Here is a 16,000-nt window from a genome sequence, read left to right on the forward strand (position 1 = left end):
TGGTTACTTTTCTCTTGGCCACGCAAGAGAAAAGTGACTCGGTCGCCGAAGGCGATCGACCGCTCTGCACTTGAGCTCTTGCTTCAGAAAATGAGGCTTATCCACTGCACGGAGGACGAACAGCTCTCCCGCTTTGAGCCAAAGCGCCCCGCGCGCGCATCAATCGCGAACCCGCTTCTCGATATTCGGCAGAAACACCGTGATCAGCCCCATCAGCGGCAGATACGCGCACAGGCCATAGACATATTCGATGCCGTGCGCGTCGGCCAGGCCACCGAGTATCGCGGCGCCGATGCCGCCCATGCCGAAGGCGAAGCCGAAAAACAGTCCCGAGATCATGCCGACGCGCCCGGGAATCAGCTCCTGCGCGTAGACCAGGATCGCCGAGAACGCCGAGGCCAGGATCAGGCCGATCACCACCGTGAGCACACCCGTCCACATCAGGTTCGCGTGGGGCAGCAACAGGGTGAACGGGGCCACACCGAGGATCGACACCCAGATCACCCACTTGCGTCCCACGCGGTCGCCCACCGGTCCGCCGATCAGCGAACCGGCGGCGACGGCGAACAGGAACACGAACAGGTGCACCTGGGCGCTCTGCACCGACACGCCGAACTTGTGGATCAGGTAGAAGGTGTAATAGCTGCTGAGGCTGGCCAGATAGAAATACTTGGAGAAGATCAGCAGGCCCAGGATCGCCAGCGCGCCGATGATCTGGTTGCGCGACAGGGTGATCACGTCCAGATGCCGCGATGGCGACTTGCTGCGTGCCACGTGATGGCGGCCGTACCAGCGCCCCACCTGCAGCAGCACCACGATGGCGAGCAGCGCGGCCAGCGAGAACCACGCCACGCTGCCGCGCCCGTGCGGCACGATGATCCACGCCGCCAGCAGCGGACCCAGCGACGAGCCGGTATTGCCGCCGACCTGGAACAGCGACTGCGCCAGGCCATGTCGACCACCGGAAGCCATCCGCGCCACCCGCGACGATTCCGGATGGAACACCGACGAACCGGTGCCGACCAGGGCCACGGCCAGCAGCAGCACGGGGAAATTCGGCGCGACCGCCAGCAACAGCAGGCCGCACAGGGTGAAGCCCATGCCGACCGGCAGCGAGTAAGGCATCGGTCGCTTGTCGGTGACCATGCCCACCAGCGGCTGCAGCAGCGAGGCGGTGAGCTGGAAGGTCAGGGTGATCAGGCCGACCTGGGCGAAGCTCAGGTGGAAGCTTCCCTTCAACAACGGATAGATCGCCAGGATCAGCGACTGGATCATGTCGTTGAGCATGTGCGCGAAGCTGATTCCGCCGAGCACGGCGAACTGGGTGGGTTCGCTGGCGGGGATGGAAGTCGTGGATGCGGGGATCGCGGAAGGGGAGAGCGGAGCGCTTTCGACGCGGGTCTGCATGGGCGGTGTTTGACTGGGTGGGGTACGACGCGGGGAGGCCCTACGTTAGGACAGTGGCGGCGAACCCGCATGTGCCAGGGGTACGGCGTCGTGCTTCCACCGGGCCGACTTGTCATCTGACCGTCAGGCGCGTGCGGCAGACTGAGCCGGGGATGACCCGTCGCGGCCGTCGTCACCCGGGCCTTGCCCCTGCCGCGCTACGATGTCCCGACGTATTCCTGCATGAGCCAAGCCGGTGTCACCATGAACAGCCGCCTGATCCACGAGAGCTCGCCGCCCGGCACCGCGACGCCGGCCGCCAACGATGCCTCGACGGCGATCGCGCCGGCGGTGGACCTCGGCGATCCCCGGCTGTTCATCCACCGCGAGTTGTCGCAGCTGCAGTTCAACATCCGCGTGCTGGACCAGGCGCTGGACGAGCGCACGCCGCTGCTGGAAAGGCTGAAGTTCCTGCTGATCTTCTCGCGCAATATGGACGAGTTCTTCGAGATCCGGGTGGCCGGGCTGAAGGGCCAGGTGGCGCTGGATCACGAGCTGATCGGCCCGGACGGGATTCCGCCGAAGCGTGCGCTATTGATGATCAGCGAGATCGCGCACCGGCAGATCGAGCGGCAGTACGCGATCCTCAACGAGCGCATCCTGCCGGAACTGGCCGCGCAAGGCATCCGCATCGTGCGGCGCCAGCAGTGGACGCAGAAGCAGAAGCTGTGGGTGCGCCGCCATTTCCGGGCGGAGGTGGCGCCGCTGGTGACGCCGATCGGACTGGACCCGACTCATCCGTTCCCGCTGCTGGTCAACAAGAGCCTCAACTTCATCGTGCGGCTGGATGGTGTCGATGCGTTCGGCCGCGACTCCGGCCTGGCCGTGGTGCCGGCGCCGCGCGTGTTGCCGCGGCTGATCCAGATGCCGGCGGAGATCTGCGAGGGCGGCGACAACTACGTGCTGCTGTCCTCGATCATCCATGCCCACGTGGACGAGCTGTTCCCCGGCATGGACGTGCTCGGCTGCTACCAGTTCCGGCTGACCCGCAACGCCGACCTCACGCTGGACCCGGAGGACGTCGAGGACCTGGCGCTGGCCTTGCGCGGCGAACTCTATTCGCGTCGCTTCGGCGATGCGGTGCGGCTGGAAGTCGCCGACAACTGTCCCAGGGACCTGGCCGAGCACCTGCTCAGGCAGTTCGGCCTGACCGAGTCGGAGCTGTACGAAGTGAATGGCCCGGTGAACCTGGCGCGGTTGTTCCGCATTGCCAGCCACGTGAACTACCCGCGCCTGCAGTACCCGCCGTTCACGCCTGCGCTGCCGAAGGAATTGCGCCACACCGACGACCTGTTCCAGGTGATCGGCAAGCAGGACGTGCTGCTGCTGCACCCGTACGAGTCGTTCGCGCCGGTGGTGGATCTGCTGCGCCAGGCCTCGGCCGACCCGCAGGTGCTGACGATCAAGCAGACGCTGTACCGCACCAACGCGAATTCCGAAATCGTCGACGCGCTGGTCGACGCGGCCCGCGCGGGCAAGGAAGTCACCGCGGTGGTCGAGCTGCGTGCGCGTTTCGACGAGGAGTCGAACCTGAGCCTGGCCTCGCGCCTGCAGCAGGCTGGCGCGATGGTGATCTACGGCGTGGTCGGCATCAAGACGCACGCGAAGATGATGCTGGTCCAGCGCCGCGAAGGCCGCGAGCTGGTGCGTTATGCCCACCTTGGCACCGGCAACTACCACAGCGGCAATGCGCGGCTGTACACCGACTACAGCCTGCTCACCTCCGACGAGGCGTTGTGCGAGGACGTGCACAAGCTGTTCAGCGAACTGACCGGCATGGGCACCGTGCTGCACATGAAGAAGCTGCTGCATGCGCCATTCACGCTGAAGCCCCGGCTGCTGGAAATGATCGCCGGTGAAGCGGCGCACGCCGCGGCAGGCCGGCCGGCGCGGATCATCCTCAAGCTCAACGCGCTGACCGAACCGAACGTCATCCGGGCGCTGTACCAGGCTGGCATGGCCGGCGTGCAGGTCGACCTGATCGTGCGCGGCATCTGCAGCCTGCGGCCGGGCATCGAGGGCGTGTCGGAGAACATCCGGGTGCGTTCGATCATCGGCCGCTTCCTCGAACACAGCCGCGTGTACTGGTTTGCCAACGACGGCGAGCCGCGACTGTATCTCTCCAGCGCGGACCTGATGGAGCGCAACCTCGATCGCCGCGTGGAGACGGCGTTCCCGATCGAGGGCAAGCGTATGCAACAGCGCATCCACGAGACACTGGAACTGTGCCTGGCCGACAACGTGGGCGCCTCCGTGTTGCAGGCCGACGGCGAATACCTGCGCCTGCCGCCGGCCGCGGGCGAACCCGTGCGCGACATGCAGGCCGGGTTGCTGGAGAAGATCTGCGGGGCTGTCACCGGCCGTTGACGCGCCCATCGCCGGCTTGTCCACCGTTTCCGTTCCATCGCGTTGCAGGAGTGTTTCGTCACCGACCTGCTGCGGGGTGCGCGATGTACCGACTGCCTTTCGGATGGATGCCTGCCATCGCCGCCGCGGCGCTGATCCTGCTCAGCGCCAGCCCGCCGGCCACAGCCGGCAACCTGCGTGATGCGCTGATGCAACGACGCGCGACGGCCGGGGCGTCCGTCCCGGTCGCGCTGCCGGCAGGCACCCGCGTGATCCACGACGTGGCCTACGGCGGCGACTCGCGCCAGCGCTTCGACGTCTACGCACCGCCGCATGCCCGGCGCGCACCGGTGATCCTGATGGTGCACGGCGGCGGCTGGCGTCGCGGCGACAAGGTGATGGCGAACGTGGTGGCGAACAAGCTCGCGCGCTGGTTGCCGCGCGGCTTCATCGTCATCTCGGTGAACTACCGCATGCGCCCGGATACCGCACCGCTGCAGCAGGCTACCGACGTGGCCCGCGCCCTGGCCAGCGCGCAACAGCAGGCACCGCAGTGGGGCGGCGATGCGCAACGCTTCATCCTGATGGGCCATTCTGCCGGCGCCCACCTGGTCGCCCTGATCGGCGCCGAACCCGGGCTGGCGCGGGCGCAGGGTGCGCAACCCTGGCTGGGCACGATCTCCCTGGATGGCGGCAGCCTGGACGTGGTGCAGACCATGCAGTCGCGCCATCTTCCATTGTTCGACGAGGCGTTCGGTGCCGATCACGCCGAGTGGCGCGCCGCGTCGCCCCTGCAGCGCCTGCGCGGCCGCATCGCGCCGTTCCTTGCCGTGTGCTCCAGCCGGCGGGTCGATTCGTGCGCGCAGTCGCACGCCTTCGTCGACAAGGCGCGCTCGTTCGGCAGCCACGCCAGCGTGCTGGAAGAAGACTTGTCCCATGCCGAGATCAACCGCCAATTGGGCCTGCCTTCGGATTACACGCTGGCCGTCGAGAGCTTCATGGCCACGCTCGATCCCGCGGTCGCGCGTCTGCTGGACGACCGCGCAGCGCGCGCCGCCGCGTTGCCGGTGATCATTGCTGAGTACACGGGTCGCCGGAGTACGATGCATCGGCACGGGATGAACGGTGGGGAGCTGCCTTGAACGCCTCGACGCTGTGGTGGGGTCTGCTGTTCGGCTCGATCGGGCTGGGCTTCTTCGTCTACGGCAGAAAGCAGCGCGCGATCGTGCCGCTGGTCTGCGGCATCGCCCTGATGGTGTTTCCGTATTTCGTCAGCGGTACCGCGTGGCTGATCATCGTCGGCGTGGTGTTGGTCGCGATTCCCCGGTTCGTCAGCCTGTGAGGCGAACGCCCAAGAAAAAAGCCCGCGGAAGCCGCGGGCTTTTCTGCAAATCCGTGGTGGAGCGGATGGGGATCGAACCCACGACCTCCACGATGCGAACGTGGCGCTCTCCCAGCTGAGCTACCGCCCCACGGAAGCCGCGAATATTAGCAGCGTGGGTGGGGTTCGCCAAGACCCCGGCTGGCGGATGGTGAAGCGCGGCGATCCATCGACCCTGTGCCGGAGGGGCTTGCGCGGACGGGTGAGCCTTTCGACTTCGCGCTGCGCGCCTGCGTCCCGGTCGAACGACGGACCAGGACGCAGGCGCTCAGTCCGGCAGCAGCCCGGGCAGGTCGTCGTGCAGCACCTCGCGGCGCCAGCCTTCGAGGAAGTCCGGCCATTCGGCGGTGACCACGTATTCCTCCAGCACCTTGCGCGGGCACAGCAGGCCGGGCGGCAGGTCTAGTTCGCCGGCGCGGATGTCGACCAGCTGCTTCATCTCGCCCAGCGCCTTCTTTGCCGCGCCCTGTGGGTGGGCCGGGATTTTTGCGGTCGTCGCGATTTCCTCGGCACTGACGGTGGGCGCAATCAGCTCGAACAGTTCGCTGCGTTGCGCCGAGCGCAGGGCGCGCTGGCCGCGGCTGCGCTGTTCCAGGTCGGCCAGATGGGTCGGCGGCAACTCGGCCAGGTTCAGTGCGAGATTGTCGTCGAGCAGCCAGGGGCGCGGCACGTCGAGTCGACGCGCGCTGCGGTCGCGCCACAGCAGCAGGCGGCGCAGCAGGGCCTGGCGTTCGGGTGACCATTCGGCAGCGCCACGCAGCGCACGTTGCGGCTGCGGGTCGCCGTCACGATGGCTGGCGCGCTGCTTCAGGCGGGCACAGTCTTCGGCGTGCCACGCGCTGCGGTCGCGCTGGCGCAGGCGTTCGTTCAATTGTTCGTGGATGGTTTTCAGATAGACCACGTCCAGCGCGGCATAGCTGCGCTGCGACGCGGTCAACGGACGCTGCAGCCAATCCGAGCGAGTCTCGCCCTTGTCCAGTTCGTCGCCGGCCAGTTCGGCCACCAGCGCCCGATAGCTGATGCCCAGGCCCATGCCGACAAAGGCGGCGGCGATCTGGGTGTCGAACAGTGTGTGCGGGCCATCGGGCAGCAGCGGCGAGAGGGTTTCCAGATCCTCGCTGGCACTGTGCATGATGGTGACGGCCGGACCAGCGCCCAGCAGCGGCTGCAACGCCGGGCCGATGTCGAAGGCCAGCGGGTCGACCAGGGCGTAGCGACCGTTCCAGCCCAGTTGCAGCAGGGCCAGCTGCGGATAGAACGTATTGCGCCGCATGAACTCGGTGTCCAGGCCCACGGCGGCGTCTGCCGGTATCGTGGCCAGCCATGCCTGCAGCGCGTCGAGCGTGTCGATCCAGTCGGCGGCAGGGGTTTCGGGCAATGACATCGGTACTCCTTGGAAGGCGGCGCGGTCACTCGCGCGGATTGCCCTGTCGGCGGTTTGTGCCTATGGTGAGCAGCGCACGATAACAGGCCGCGCCCAAGGACGCCCATCCATGCCGAACAACGCCAACCTGCAGCGTCAGCGTTTTCTCGGTGGTGCGCTGGGGGTGATCGTGCTGGGGTTTGCGCTGACCTATCACTTTTTTCCGCGCCTGTTCCACGTCGATCCGACCCAGGCGCCGCGGCGTTCGATGTCGCTGGGCACCGCGACGCCGGGCAGCGGCCTGCAGCCGGAGCGCGCAACGGCGATCAGCGAACTCAATGCCGGGCCGCCGCTGACCCTGGCGCCGGCCGCGGTGATCGCCGCGCGCAACAGCGCCAAGGCCGACCTGCCCAAACAGCTCAGCGCCGACCCGCCCGAAGTGGTGGCCCTGCTCGACAAGGCCACCAGGGCGCTGCATGCGGGCGCGCTGGCCGGCGGCGAGGACAGCGCTGCGGCCCTGTTCGAGCAGGCGTTGAAGCAGAAGCCCGACAGCCGCCGCGCCGTGCAGGGTCTGTTCGACGTGCGCGCGCGCCTGGTGGCGGAGATCGACCAGGACATCGCGGTGGGTGACGTGGACGCCGCGCATGACCTGCTCGACGCCTTGCGCACGCTGCCCAACGCCGAAGCCGAAGTGGCGCAACTGGAAACCGGCCTGCAGACGCTGGAGAAGGTGCGCCCGATGCTGGCCCGGGCAGCGGGCCTGCTGCAGCAGGGCAAGGCCGACCGCCCCGATGGTGGCAGCGCGCTGGACCTGTATCGCGACGTGCAGAAGCTGGACCCGCAGAATGCCGTTGCCGAGCAGGGCATCCTGCAGGTGCAGCGCGCCGTGCTGGACCGGGCGCTGGCGGCGGTGGCGCAGAACGATTTCGCCGGCGCCGACCGCGAACTGGCCAGGGCGCAACAGATCCGTCCAGGTACCCAGCAGATGCGCGACGTGCACCAGCGCGTGGACGACATGCGCGAGCAGCGTGCCCGCGGAATACTTGCCCAGGCGCATACCGCGCTGGATGCCGGCAACGTGACCCTGGCCATCAAGCTGGCCGGGCAGGTCCGCGCGATCGATCCGGACCTGACAGGGCTGCCGGCGCTCGACGAGCAACTGGTTAACGCGCGTCTCTACGCCAGCTACAAGCCCGGCCAGGCCTTTGCCGACCATTATGTCGACCTGCCGGGCAAGGCGCCCACCATGGTGGTGATTCCCACCGGCAGTTTCATGATGGGTGCATCGGCCAGCGACAGCGATCGGCTCGCCTCGTCCCAACCGCAACATGCGGTGACCATCGCCACCGGTTTCGCGATGGCGCGCAGCGCGGTGACGGTGGCCCAGTTCCGCGAGTTCGTGCGTGCCAGTGGCTACGTGCCCGATTCGATCCGGCTGGGTGGCGCCAGCGTGTACGACGAGCGCAGCGGCGTCCTGCGCGACGACAGCACCGCCACCTGGGAAGACGATTACGCCGGTCGCAAGGCCGAGGACAACCTGCCGGTGGTGAACGTGTCGTGGGCCGACGCCACGGCTTACGCGGCGTGGCTGCAGCAACGCACCGGCAAGACCTATCGACTGCCCAGCGAAGCGGAGTTCGAGTACGCGCTGCGCGGTGGCACGAAGACACGTTACTGGTGGGGCGACGGGGTGCCGTCGCACCCGGTGGAGAACCTGACCGGCTCCGCCGACCGCTCACGCAGTGGCCGACGCTGGAGCAACGCCTTCCGCGGCTATCGCGACGGCCACTGGGGGCCGGCGCCGGTGATGAGCTTCGCCGCCAACCCGTTCGGCCTGTTCGACATCGACGGCAACGTTTCCGAATGGGTGGTCGACTGCTGGCACGACAGCTACCTGCGTGCGCCCACCGACGGCAGTGCCTGGGTCAACCCCGGCTGCCGCGCCCACGTGCTGCGCGGCGGTTCCTGGGGCAGTTCGCCCGAACAGGTCGAATCGGCCTACCGCCAGGGCGCCAACGGCGACGCCCGCAGCGCTCGCGTGGGCTTCCGCGTGGTGCGCGAGCTGTAGGCATGAAAAACCCCGCGCGAGGCGGGGTTCTTCGAAAGCTGGTACCGGTGAGAGGACTCGAACCTCCACTGTGTCACCACAAGCGGATTTTGAGTCCGCCGCGTCTACCATTCCGCCACACCGGCATGTGTGAGCGGGGGATTATGCCGGGTTCAGTGCACGCGGTCGAGTCCCAGCTGGCGCACGTCGCGTCCGTACCAGCGGTCCTCGGGCAGGGGCTGGAACACCGAACAGCGGACCATCGGGCCGGAATAGATGTGCAGGCTGACGGTGACCGCGTCGTCGCTGGGGTTGCGGATGCTGTGGTATTCGTGCGGCGGGATCAGGCTGCCGGCCGAGCCGGCGCCGGCCTGGATCGAACCGACCGGCTGGAAGCAGTAGCGCTTGTCGTCGTGTTCCAGCAATTCGTATTGCACGATCTCCAGCGCACCGTTCCACACGCCCTCGACGCACCACATGCCGTCGTGGTCGTGGATCGGCGTGCCCTGGCCCGGGCCCCAGGTCATCGCCACCACGCAGTAGCCGTGCTCTTCGCTGCGGTACAGCTCGCGCCGCGCGTAGTGTTCGGCATTCGCCTCGAACACGCATTCCGGCAGGGTCACCGACTTGTCGCGGATCATCCTGCACAGGCTGTTGCGCAGGCTGTCGGTGAGCTCGTGGGTGGTCGACTTGGCCACGGCGGCGTCGATGGCGTCGATCAGGGTGCGGCTGCCGGGGAAATCCAGGGTAAGCATGGCGTTCTCGGGGAATGCGGGAGCTGTGTAGCTTAGCAGCGCGGCGATCAGCCGGCCGCCAGCCGGTTCAGGAAGCCGCCGATGGCGTGGCTGTAGTTTTCGATGTCGACCAGGAACGCGTCGTGGCCTTGCGGCGAATCCAGCGCCACGAACTCGACCCGGGCACCAGCGGCGTGCAGGCCTTCGGCGATCTGTTCCTGCTGCTGCAGCGGAAACAGGATGTCGGTGCTGACGCCGATCACCATGGCCTGTTCGACGTGGATGCGCTTGAGTCCTTCGTGCACGCTGCCGTGGCCGTATTCGGCGATGTCGAACCAGTCGCTGGCGCGCGACAGGTACAGGTAGCAGTTCGGGTCGAAGTTGCGCACGAAGCGCCGGGCGTGGCCTTCGAGGTAGGACTCCACCTGGAACTCGCGGCCGAACGGTTCGTCCTCGCGCTGCTCCGGATCGAGCCTGATGCGGGCGAAGCGGCCGTTCCACTCCATCGCCGAGCGATAGGTGATCACGCCGAGCTTGCGCGCGATGCTCATGCCCAAGTCGGGATAACTGCCGCCCTCCGTGGCATGGATGTCGTAGCGGCCGTCGTTGAACTGCGGATCGAGCCGGATCGCCTCGCGCTGCAGCGAGCGGATCGCGATCGCGAACGGCTGCGCCTGGGGCGCGGTGTCCACGCTGATGTGGGTGCGCACGCTGCCCGGGTGCAGCAGCATGTAGGCCAGCGCGCTCATGCCGCCCATCGAGCAGCCGATCAGGCAGGCCAGTTGCGTGATGCCCAGGCTGTCGACCACGGCGTGCGCCGCGTTGGCCACGTCTTCCAGCGCCAGTTCGGGGAAGCTCAGCCGATAGGCTTCGCCGGTGGCCGGGTCGTTCGAGGCGGGGCAGGTGGAGCCCTTGTCGCTCCCCAGCGAGTTCACGCAGATCACGAACCAGCGCCCGGTGTCGATCGCCTTGCCGGGGCCGGCCATGTCCTGCCACCAGCCGGGCGTCGGGTCCTCGTCGCATGAGGTCATGTGTGCGCTGGGCGACAGGCCGGTCAGCACCAGCACGGCATTGTCGCGGGCCGCGTTCAGCGTGCCCCAGGTTTCGTAGGCGACGTGCGCGCCGTGCAGTTCGCCGCCGCGCTTCATCGGGAAGGGCGAGGACAGGGCGAGGTAACGGCGCGCGTCGCCCATCGTCAATGCACCTTGTCGATGCTGATCTTGATCGGCGTCGTGCTGTCCACCGCGACCACCCCGGCGTCGCCTTCCAGGTCGCCGGGCCGGGCCTCGGGCTGGCCGCCGTGGCTGATCCGCGCGCCGACGAAGACCCGCGCAACCGAGGACAGCTTGAACGCCGGCGTCATCGCCATCGCGTCGGTCAGCGTGACCGTGGCGGGCAGGCTGGCGGGATCGAGTTTCGCCACCGCCAGCGGCATCGGCGGGCCATCCGGCGAGCGGGCGTAGACGAACAGCACGTCGCCCGCGGCCAGCTTGCCTTTCAGCGCCGGCGCCAGCGCGACCTGCACCTGCAGCGCGGCGCCTTGCGGGGCGCTGGCGGCGGCGCTCGACGATGCGCCGGCCGGTGCGCCGCCGGCGCGGGCATCGGCCACGGCGATCTGTTCGGCGACGGATTTGGCCACGTTCGAGCCCGGTTCCAGCTGCGGTTGCAGCAAACGCCAGGTGGCGGCGGCGTCGCGGTAGTCGCCGTTCTGGAAATCGCTGATGCCGAGCAGCCACAGGCCGCGCTGGCTGTCCGGATGCAGCTTCACCGCCTGCACGAGAAGCTCGCGCGCGCGACCCTCGATGCGATGGTCGGCCCGCGTCATCGAATCATTTTCGGCCCAGCCGATCATCGCCTCGGCGTTGTTCGGGTCCAGTTTCAGTGCGTGCCCGAAGGCGTCGCGCGCATCCGCCGGCTGGCGCAGCATGCTGCTGGTCTGGGCCAGCAGCATCCAGCCCTGCAGGTCGTCCGGTTGTTGTTGCAGATGGGTGCGCAGTTCGGTCAGCGCCTGGTCCATGGTCAGCGAGGGCGGTGCCTGCTTGCTGGCCGGGTTCAACGCGTTGGGCGTGCCCACCAGCAGGTACAGCGTGCCGGTGCCCAGCGGCAACACCAGGGCGATCAGCAGGGCCAGCGCGAACACGCTGCGCGGGCGGCCGGCTTCACGGCCCTGGCGCAGCAGCGGCAACAGCAACAAGGCCAGCGCCGCCGCGACCATCGCGGCGGCAATCACGACAAAAGCGATCTTCACCAGTCGTCCCCGGAATCGGTTGGTGTTTCATCCATGGTGCGGGCGGCACGACTGCGCTGGCGGATCAGCACCAGCACCACGCCGGCGCCGCCCAGCAGGATCAGCAGCGGGCCGAACCACAGCAACGAAGTGCCGACGGTCAGCGGCGGGTCGTACAGCACGAACTCGGAGTAGCGGGCGACCAGGTATTGCCTGATCTCGTCGTCGCTCTTGCCTTCCTGCATCATCCTGAAAATCTGGTTGCGCAGGTCGCGGGCGATCGGCGCGTTGGAGTCGGCCAGCGTCTCGTTCTGGCACATCGGGCAGCGCAGCTGATGGGTGAGGTGCTGGAAGCGCAGTTCCTGCGCGTGATCCTTGAACGGCATCGGCTCGATCGCCTGCGCGTAAGCGAAGCCGCCCACCAGCAGCGAAGCGACGAGGAACACCCGCAGCAACCGGCGCATCACGGCGCCTCCTTCAGCATCGCCGCGATCGCCGGCTTCAGTTCCTTCGCCATCACCTCGGCCGTGATCGGGCCGATGTGCTTGTAGCGGATCACGCCCTTCGCATCGATCAGGAAGCTTTCCGGCGCGCCGTACACGCCGAAGTCGATCGCGGTGTTGCCCGGTTCGTCGGCGATCAGCAGGGCGTACGGATTGCCGTGCTTGGCCAGCCAGTTCTTCGCGTCCGCCGGCGGGTCCTTGTAGTTGTAGCCGACCAGCTGCACGCCCAGGGTCGGCGCCTCGGCGCTCAGCACCGGGTGCTCCACGCCGCATTCGATGCACCAGCTGGCGAACACGTTGAGCAGGTAGGGCTTGCCCAGCAGGTCGGCCTTGCTGACCTTCTGCGCCGGCTCGTACAGCTTGGGCAGGTTGAACTCCGGCGCCGGCTTGTTCAGCAGCGGCGTGGGGATCGCGTTCGGATCGTGCTGGGTGTTCCACCAGATGCCGAAGCCGAACAGGCCGACCAGCAGCATGAAGCCGATGAAAGGAAGCAGGCGGTTCATGCGCGGCTTTCCCCGACCTGCAGCGTGGCGCCGGCATCGACGACGCCTTCAGCCTTCGCCGCCCGCTTGAGGCGGAAGCGCTTGTCGGTGGCGCAGACCACGCCGCCCAGCATCATCAGCAGGCCGCCACCCCAGATCCAGCGGATGAACGGCTTGGTGTAGAGCCGCAGCGCCCACGCGCCTTCGAGGTTGTTCGCGTCCATCGGCTCGCCCAGCGCCACGTAGAGATCGCGGGTGACGCCGGCATCGACGGCTGATTCGGTCTGTACCTGGCCACGCGGGTAGGTGCGTTTCTGCGGGTGCATCACGGCGATCTGTTTGTCGCCCCGGGTGACCGTGACGGTACCCTGGTCGGCGGTCCAGTTCGGGCCGGTGGTGTGGTGCACGCCGTCGAAGCGGAAATCGTAGCTGCCGATGTGCTGGGTTTCGCCGGGCGCCATGCGCACGTCGCGCGTCACGCTGAGCGATTCGGACAGCAGCACGCCGATCACGAAGATGCCCACGCCCAGATGCGCCAGCAGCATGCCGGCCATCTCGCCCGGATAGCGCCGGCCACGCGGTGCCTCACGCCAGCGCTTGAGCGTATACAGCAGCACGCCGACGACCACCCACACGCCTGCGGCGACGCCGACGATCGCCTTGAGGTTGCCGTCGACCAGGAAGGCCGCGACGATCGCGCAGGCCAGCGCGGCGACGAGCACCCGCAGCAGCAGTCCCTTCAGCACCGGCGCGTCGCCCTTGCCCCAGCGCAGGAACGGGCCGAACGGCATCAGCAGCACCACCGGCGCCATCAGCAGCGGAAACAGGAAGCCGAAGTAGGGCGGGCCCACCGAGATCCGGCCCAGGTTCAGCGCATCGCCGATCAGCGGGAACAGCGTGCCCAGCAGCACCATCGCCGCCGCCACGGCAAACATCAGGTTGCCGATCAGCAACACCGTTTCGCGCGACACCACGTTGAACGCCTTGCCGCCCAGCACCTTCGGTGCACGCAGCGCGTACAGCAGCAGCGAGCCGCCGACCACGATGGTGAGGAAGGCCAGGATGAACACGCCGCGGCGCGGATCGGAGGCGAACGCATGCACCGAAGTGAGCACGCCCGAGCGGACCAGGAAGGTGCCGAGCAGGGACAGCGAGAACGCGAAGATCGACAGCAGGATGGTCCATGCACGCAGCGAGCCCCGCTTCTCGGTGACCGCCTGCGCATGGATCAGCGCGGCGCCGACCAGCCACGGCATGAAGCTGGCGTTCTCCACCGGGTCCCAGAACCACCAGCCGCCCCAGCCCAGTTCGGCATACGCCCACCAGCTGCCGGCGACGATGCCGCAGGTGAGGAAGGCCCAGGCCATGTTGGTCCACGGCCGCGCCCAGCGCACCCAGGCCTGTTCCAGCTCGCCGCCGAGCAGGGCGGCGATCGAGAACGCGAACGCCACCGAGAAGCCGACGTAGCCCATGTACAGCATCGGCGGGTGGAAGGTCATGCCCGGGTCCTGCAGCACCGGGTTCAGGTCCGCGCCGTCGCCCGGCATCGGCAACAGCCGTCCAAACGGGTTCGACGTGAAGATGATGAAGGCGAGGAAGCCGACCGCGATCAGGCCCATCACCGCGATCACCCGCGAAGCGAACACCTCAGGCAGCTTCTGGCTCAGCGCCACCAGGGCGATCGTCCACACGTTGAGGATCAGGATCCACAGCAGCAGCGAGCCCTCGTGCGCGCCCCATACCGCGGCGATGCGGTAATACCACGGCAGCGCCAGGTTCGAATTGTCGGCCACGTACTGCACCGAGAAGTCGAAGCGCAGGAACGCCCAGGCCAGGATGCCGAACGCCATCGCCACGAACACCGCCTGACCGGCCGCGGCCGGGCGCGCCACCGCCATCAGCGCACGATTGCCGCGCCACGCGCCGACGAGCGGCAGGATGCTCTGCGCCAGCGCCAGCAGCAGGGCGAGGATCAGCGCGAGTTGGCCGAGTTCGGGGGTCATGGCTTGGGGTTTCCTTGCATGGCGTCCTGAGCTGCAGCGCCTTCTTCGACCTTCTTGCCTTCGTGCGCCTTGGCCATCGCGTCCTTCAGCTCCTTCGGCATGTACGTCTCGTCATGCTTGGCCAGCACTTCGGTGGCGACGAAGCGGGCGTTGTCCATGTGGCCGGTGGCGATCACCGACTGGTTGTCGCGGAACAGGTCGGGCAGGATGCCGGTGTACTCCACCGGCATCGCGCCGCCGGCGTCGACCACGGTGAAGGTGACCTTGAGCGAGTCGCTGGCGCGCTGGATCGAGCCGGCCTTGACCATGCCGCCGAGGCGGAAGGTCTTGTAGCTGGCCGCCTCGCCCGACTGCACCTGGCTCGGCGTCAGCAGGTAGTTCATGTTGTTCTGCAGCGCCAGCACGACCAGCACGGCGGCGACGACGGCCGCGGCGAGGATCGACAGCACGATGGTGAGTCGGCGCTTGCGGGTGGGGTTCATGGGCATGGTCAAAAACCGCCCCGGTCAGGGGGATGCTGGAGTGGAAGGGGGTTTGCGTTCCTGACGCACGCTCTGACGCGCCAGCCGTGCGCGAAGTTCCCGCAGCACACGGTGGCGGCGCAGGCGCGGCGCGACGGTGTCGGCAATCAGCACGACGAAGAACAGCGCATAGGCCGGCCACACATAGGCGGCGTAACCGCCCATCGCCAGGAAATGCTGCAGGGCGTTCATCGGTCGGCCTCGCTTTCGGCGATCTGGCGCACCCAGTCCTTGCCGCCTTCCAGCTCGAGCAGGTCGGTGCGCACGCGGCGGAACAGGCTGGCGGCGTAGTAGCACTTGGTGGCCAGCATCATCGTCAGCAGCGGCCACAGCATGTCCCAGGACATGGTGGATTTGCCGAACACGTTGACCGTGCTGCCCTGGTGCAAGGTGTTCCACCAGTTCACCGAGAAATGCACGATCGGCACGTTGATGACGCCGATGATGGCGAGGAAGGCGGCGGCGCGGGCGCCCTGGCGGCGATCCTCGAAAGCGTGGTACAGGCCGATCACGCCCAGGAACAGGAACAGCAGCACCAGTTCGGAGGTAAGCCGCGCATCCCAGGTCCACCAAGTGCCCCACATCGGTTTGCCCCACAGCGAACCGGTGACCAGGGTGATGAAGGTGAACGCCGCGCCGATCGGCGCCGATTGCATCGCCACGACCTCGGCCAGCTTGATTCGCCAGACCAGCGCGATGAAGCCGGCCACGCCCATCACCGCGTAGATGAACATGCCCATCCACGCGCTGGGCACGTGGATGAAGATGATCCGGTAGGCATCGCCTTGCTGGTAATCGGCCGGGGCCAGCACCAGGCCGCCGTACAGGGCCACCGCACCCAGCAACAGGGCCAGCGTCATCGCCCATGGCTGCAGCGTTCCGGCGAAGCGGTAGAAGGTTGGCGGCGAGCTCAGCCGGTGCAACCAGAGCGGAATCCAGTTAGACAT

15 protein-coding genes and 2 tRNA genes are annotated in these 16,000 nt (G+C 67.7%); 4 read left to right on the plus strand and 13 right to left on the minus strand.

The genetic code is table 11. The annotated features are described in order from the left end of the window. Positions 1–159 precede the first annotated feature (159 nt). A complete protein-coding gene (locus tag AC3A56_RS08505) occupies positions 160–1,407 on the minus strand; it encodes an MFS transporter (RefSeq protein WP_487770038.1) in 1,248 nt (415 codons plus the stop codon). Positions 1,408–1,650: 243 nt separating this feature from the next. Between AC3A56_RS08505 and ppk1 the strand changes: the two genes are divergently transcribed. The 3 genes from ppk1 to AC3A56_RS08520 all read left to right on the plus strand — a co-directional run bounded on the left by ppk1 (position 1,651) and on the right by AC3A56_RS08520 (position 5,134). Continuing rightward, complete coding sequence (gene ppk1, locus AC3A56_RS08510; protein WP_487770287.1) at positions 1,651–3,813, plus strand: polyphosphate kinase 1; 2,163 nt, start codon at positions 1,651–1,653, stop codon at positions 3,811–3,813. Between the two features lie 83 nt (positions 3,814–3,896). Then, positions 3,897–4,934, plus strand: a complete 1,038-nt coding sequence (locus AC3A56_RS08515; protein ID WP_487770039.1) for an alpha/beta hydrolase — start codon at positions 3,897–3,899, stop codon at positions 4,932–4,934. Then, on the plus strand, positions 4,931–5,134 hold the full coding sequence (locus tag AC3A56_RS08520; protein WP_204108890.1) for a hypothetical protein: 204 nt from the start codon (positions 4,931–4,933) through the stop codon (positions 5,132–5,134). The genes AC3A56_RS08515 and AC3A56_RS08520 overlap by 4 nt, the downstream gene beginning before the upstream one ends. A gap of 54 nt (positions 5,135–5,188) precedes the next feature. Here the strand turns inward: AC3A56_RS08520 and AC3A56_RS08525 are convergent. Together AC3A56_RS08525 and AC3A56_RS08530 are read right to left on the minus strand one after the other, a co-directional pair. Beyond that, positions 5,189–5,264, minus strand: a tRNA-Ala gene (locus AC3A56_RS08525). 177 nt (positions 5,265–5,441) lie between these two features. Beyond that, positions 5,442–6,557 (minus strand): ribonuclease D, encoded by a 1,116-nt coding sequence (locus AC3A56_RS08530; RefSeq protein ID WP_487770040.1) that lies wholly within the window; start codon positions 6,555–6,557, stop codon positions 5,442–5,444. A 109-nt stretch (positions 6,558–6,666) separates the two neighbouring features. On the opposite strand from AC3A56_RS08530, the gene AC3A56_RS08535 reads away from it, so the two are divergent. Next, positions 6,667–8,604, plus strand: coding sequence for an SUMF1/EgtB/PvdO family nonheme iron enzyme (locus tag AC3A56_RS08535; protein ID WP_487770041.1), 1,938 nt, complete (start codon positions 6,667–6,669; stop codon positions 8,602–8,604). A gap of 39 nt (positions 8,605–8,643) precedes the next feature. On the opposite strand, the gene AC3A56_RS08540 is transcribed toward AC3A56_RS08535, so the two are convergent. The 10 genes from AC3A56_RS08540 to AC3A56_RS08585 form a co-directional block, all read right to left on the minus strand. Continuing rightward, positions 8,644–8,729, minus strand: a tRNA-Leu gene (locus AC3A56_RS08540). Between the two features lie 27 nt (positions 8,730–8,756). Further along, positions 8,757–9,338: a cysteine dioxygenase family protein gene (locus tag AC3A56_RS08545; RefSeq protein WP_056714687.1), complete on the minus strand. Its 582-nt coding sequence runs from the start codon at positions 9,336–9,338 to the stop codon at positions 8,757–8,759. Positions 9,339–9,385: 47 nt separating this feature from the next. Continuing rightward, positions 9,386–10,510 carry a homoserine O-acetyltransferase MetX gene (gene metX / locus AC3A56_RS08550; RefSeq protein ID WP_487770042.1) on the minus strand — a complete coding sequence of 375 codons (1,125 nt, stop codon included), beginning with the start codon at positions 10,508–10,510 and terminating at the stop codon, positions 9,386–9,388. A 2-nt stretch (positions 10,511–10,512) separates the two neighbouring features. Then, positions 10,513–11,565, minus strand: a complete 1,053-nt coding sequence (locus AC3A56_RS08555; protein ID WP_487770043.1) for a tetratricopeptide repeat protein — start codon at positions 11,563–11,565, stop codon at positions 10,513–10,515. Continuing rightward, positions 11,562–12,008 carry a cytochrome c-type biogenesis protein gene (locus AC3A56_RS08560; RefSeq protein ID WP_487770044.1) on the minus strand — a complete coding sequence of 149 codons (447 nt, stop codon included), beginning with the start codon at positions 12,006–12,008 and terminating at the stop codon, positions 11,562–11,564. Before AC3A56_RS08560 ends, AC3A56_RS08555 begins: the two co-directional genes overlap by 4 nt. After that, positions 12,008–12,550, minus strand: a complete 543-nt coding sequence (locus AC3A56_RS08565) for a DsbE family thiol:disulfide interchange protein (protein ID WP_487770045.1) — start codon at positions 12,548–12,550, stop codon at positions 12,008–12,010. Before AC3A56_RS08565 ends, AC3A56_RS08560 begins: the two co-directional genes overlap by 1 nt. Continuing rightward, positions 12,547–14,532: a heme lyase CcmF/NrfE family subunit gene (locus AC3A56_RS08570; RefSeq protein ID WP_487770046.1), complete on the minus strand. Its 1,986-nt coding sequence runs from the start codon at positions 14,530–14,532 to the stop codon at positions 12,547–12,549. Before AC3A56_RS08570 ends, AC3A56_RS08565 begins: the two co-directional genes overlap by 4 nt. Beyond that, positions 14,529–15,014, minus strand: coding sequence for a cytochrome c maturation protein CcmE (ccmE, locus tag AC3A56_RS08575; protein ID WP_200946173.1), 486 nt, complete (start codon positions 15,012–15,014; stop codon positions 14,529–14,531). Before ccmE ends, AC3A56_RS08570 begins: the two co-directional genes overlap by 4 nt. 24 nt (positions 15,015–15,038) lie before the next feature. After that, a complete protein-coding gene (ccmD, locus tag AC3A56_RS08580; protein WP_056766166.1) occupies positions 15,039–15,245 on the minus strand; it encodes a heme exporter protein CcmD in 207 nt (68 codons plus the stop codon). Next, a complete protein-coding gene (locus AC3A56_RS08585) occupies positions 15,242–16,000 on the minus strand; it encodes a heme ABC transporter permease (protein ID WP_487770047.1) in 759 nt (252 codons plus the stop codon). Before AC3A56_RS08585 ends, ccmD begins: the two co-directional genes overlap by 4 nt.

The organism is Rhodanobacter sp. Soil_C_14 (assembly GCF_057657335.1).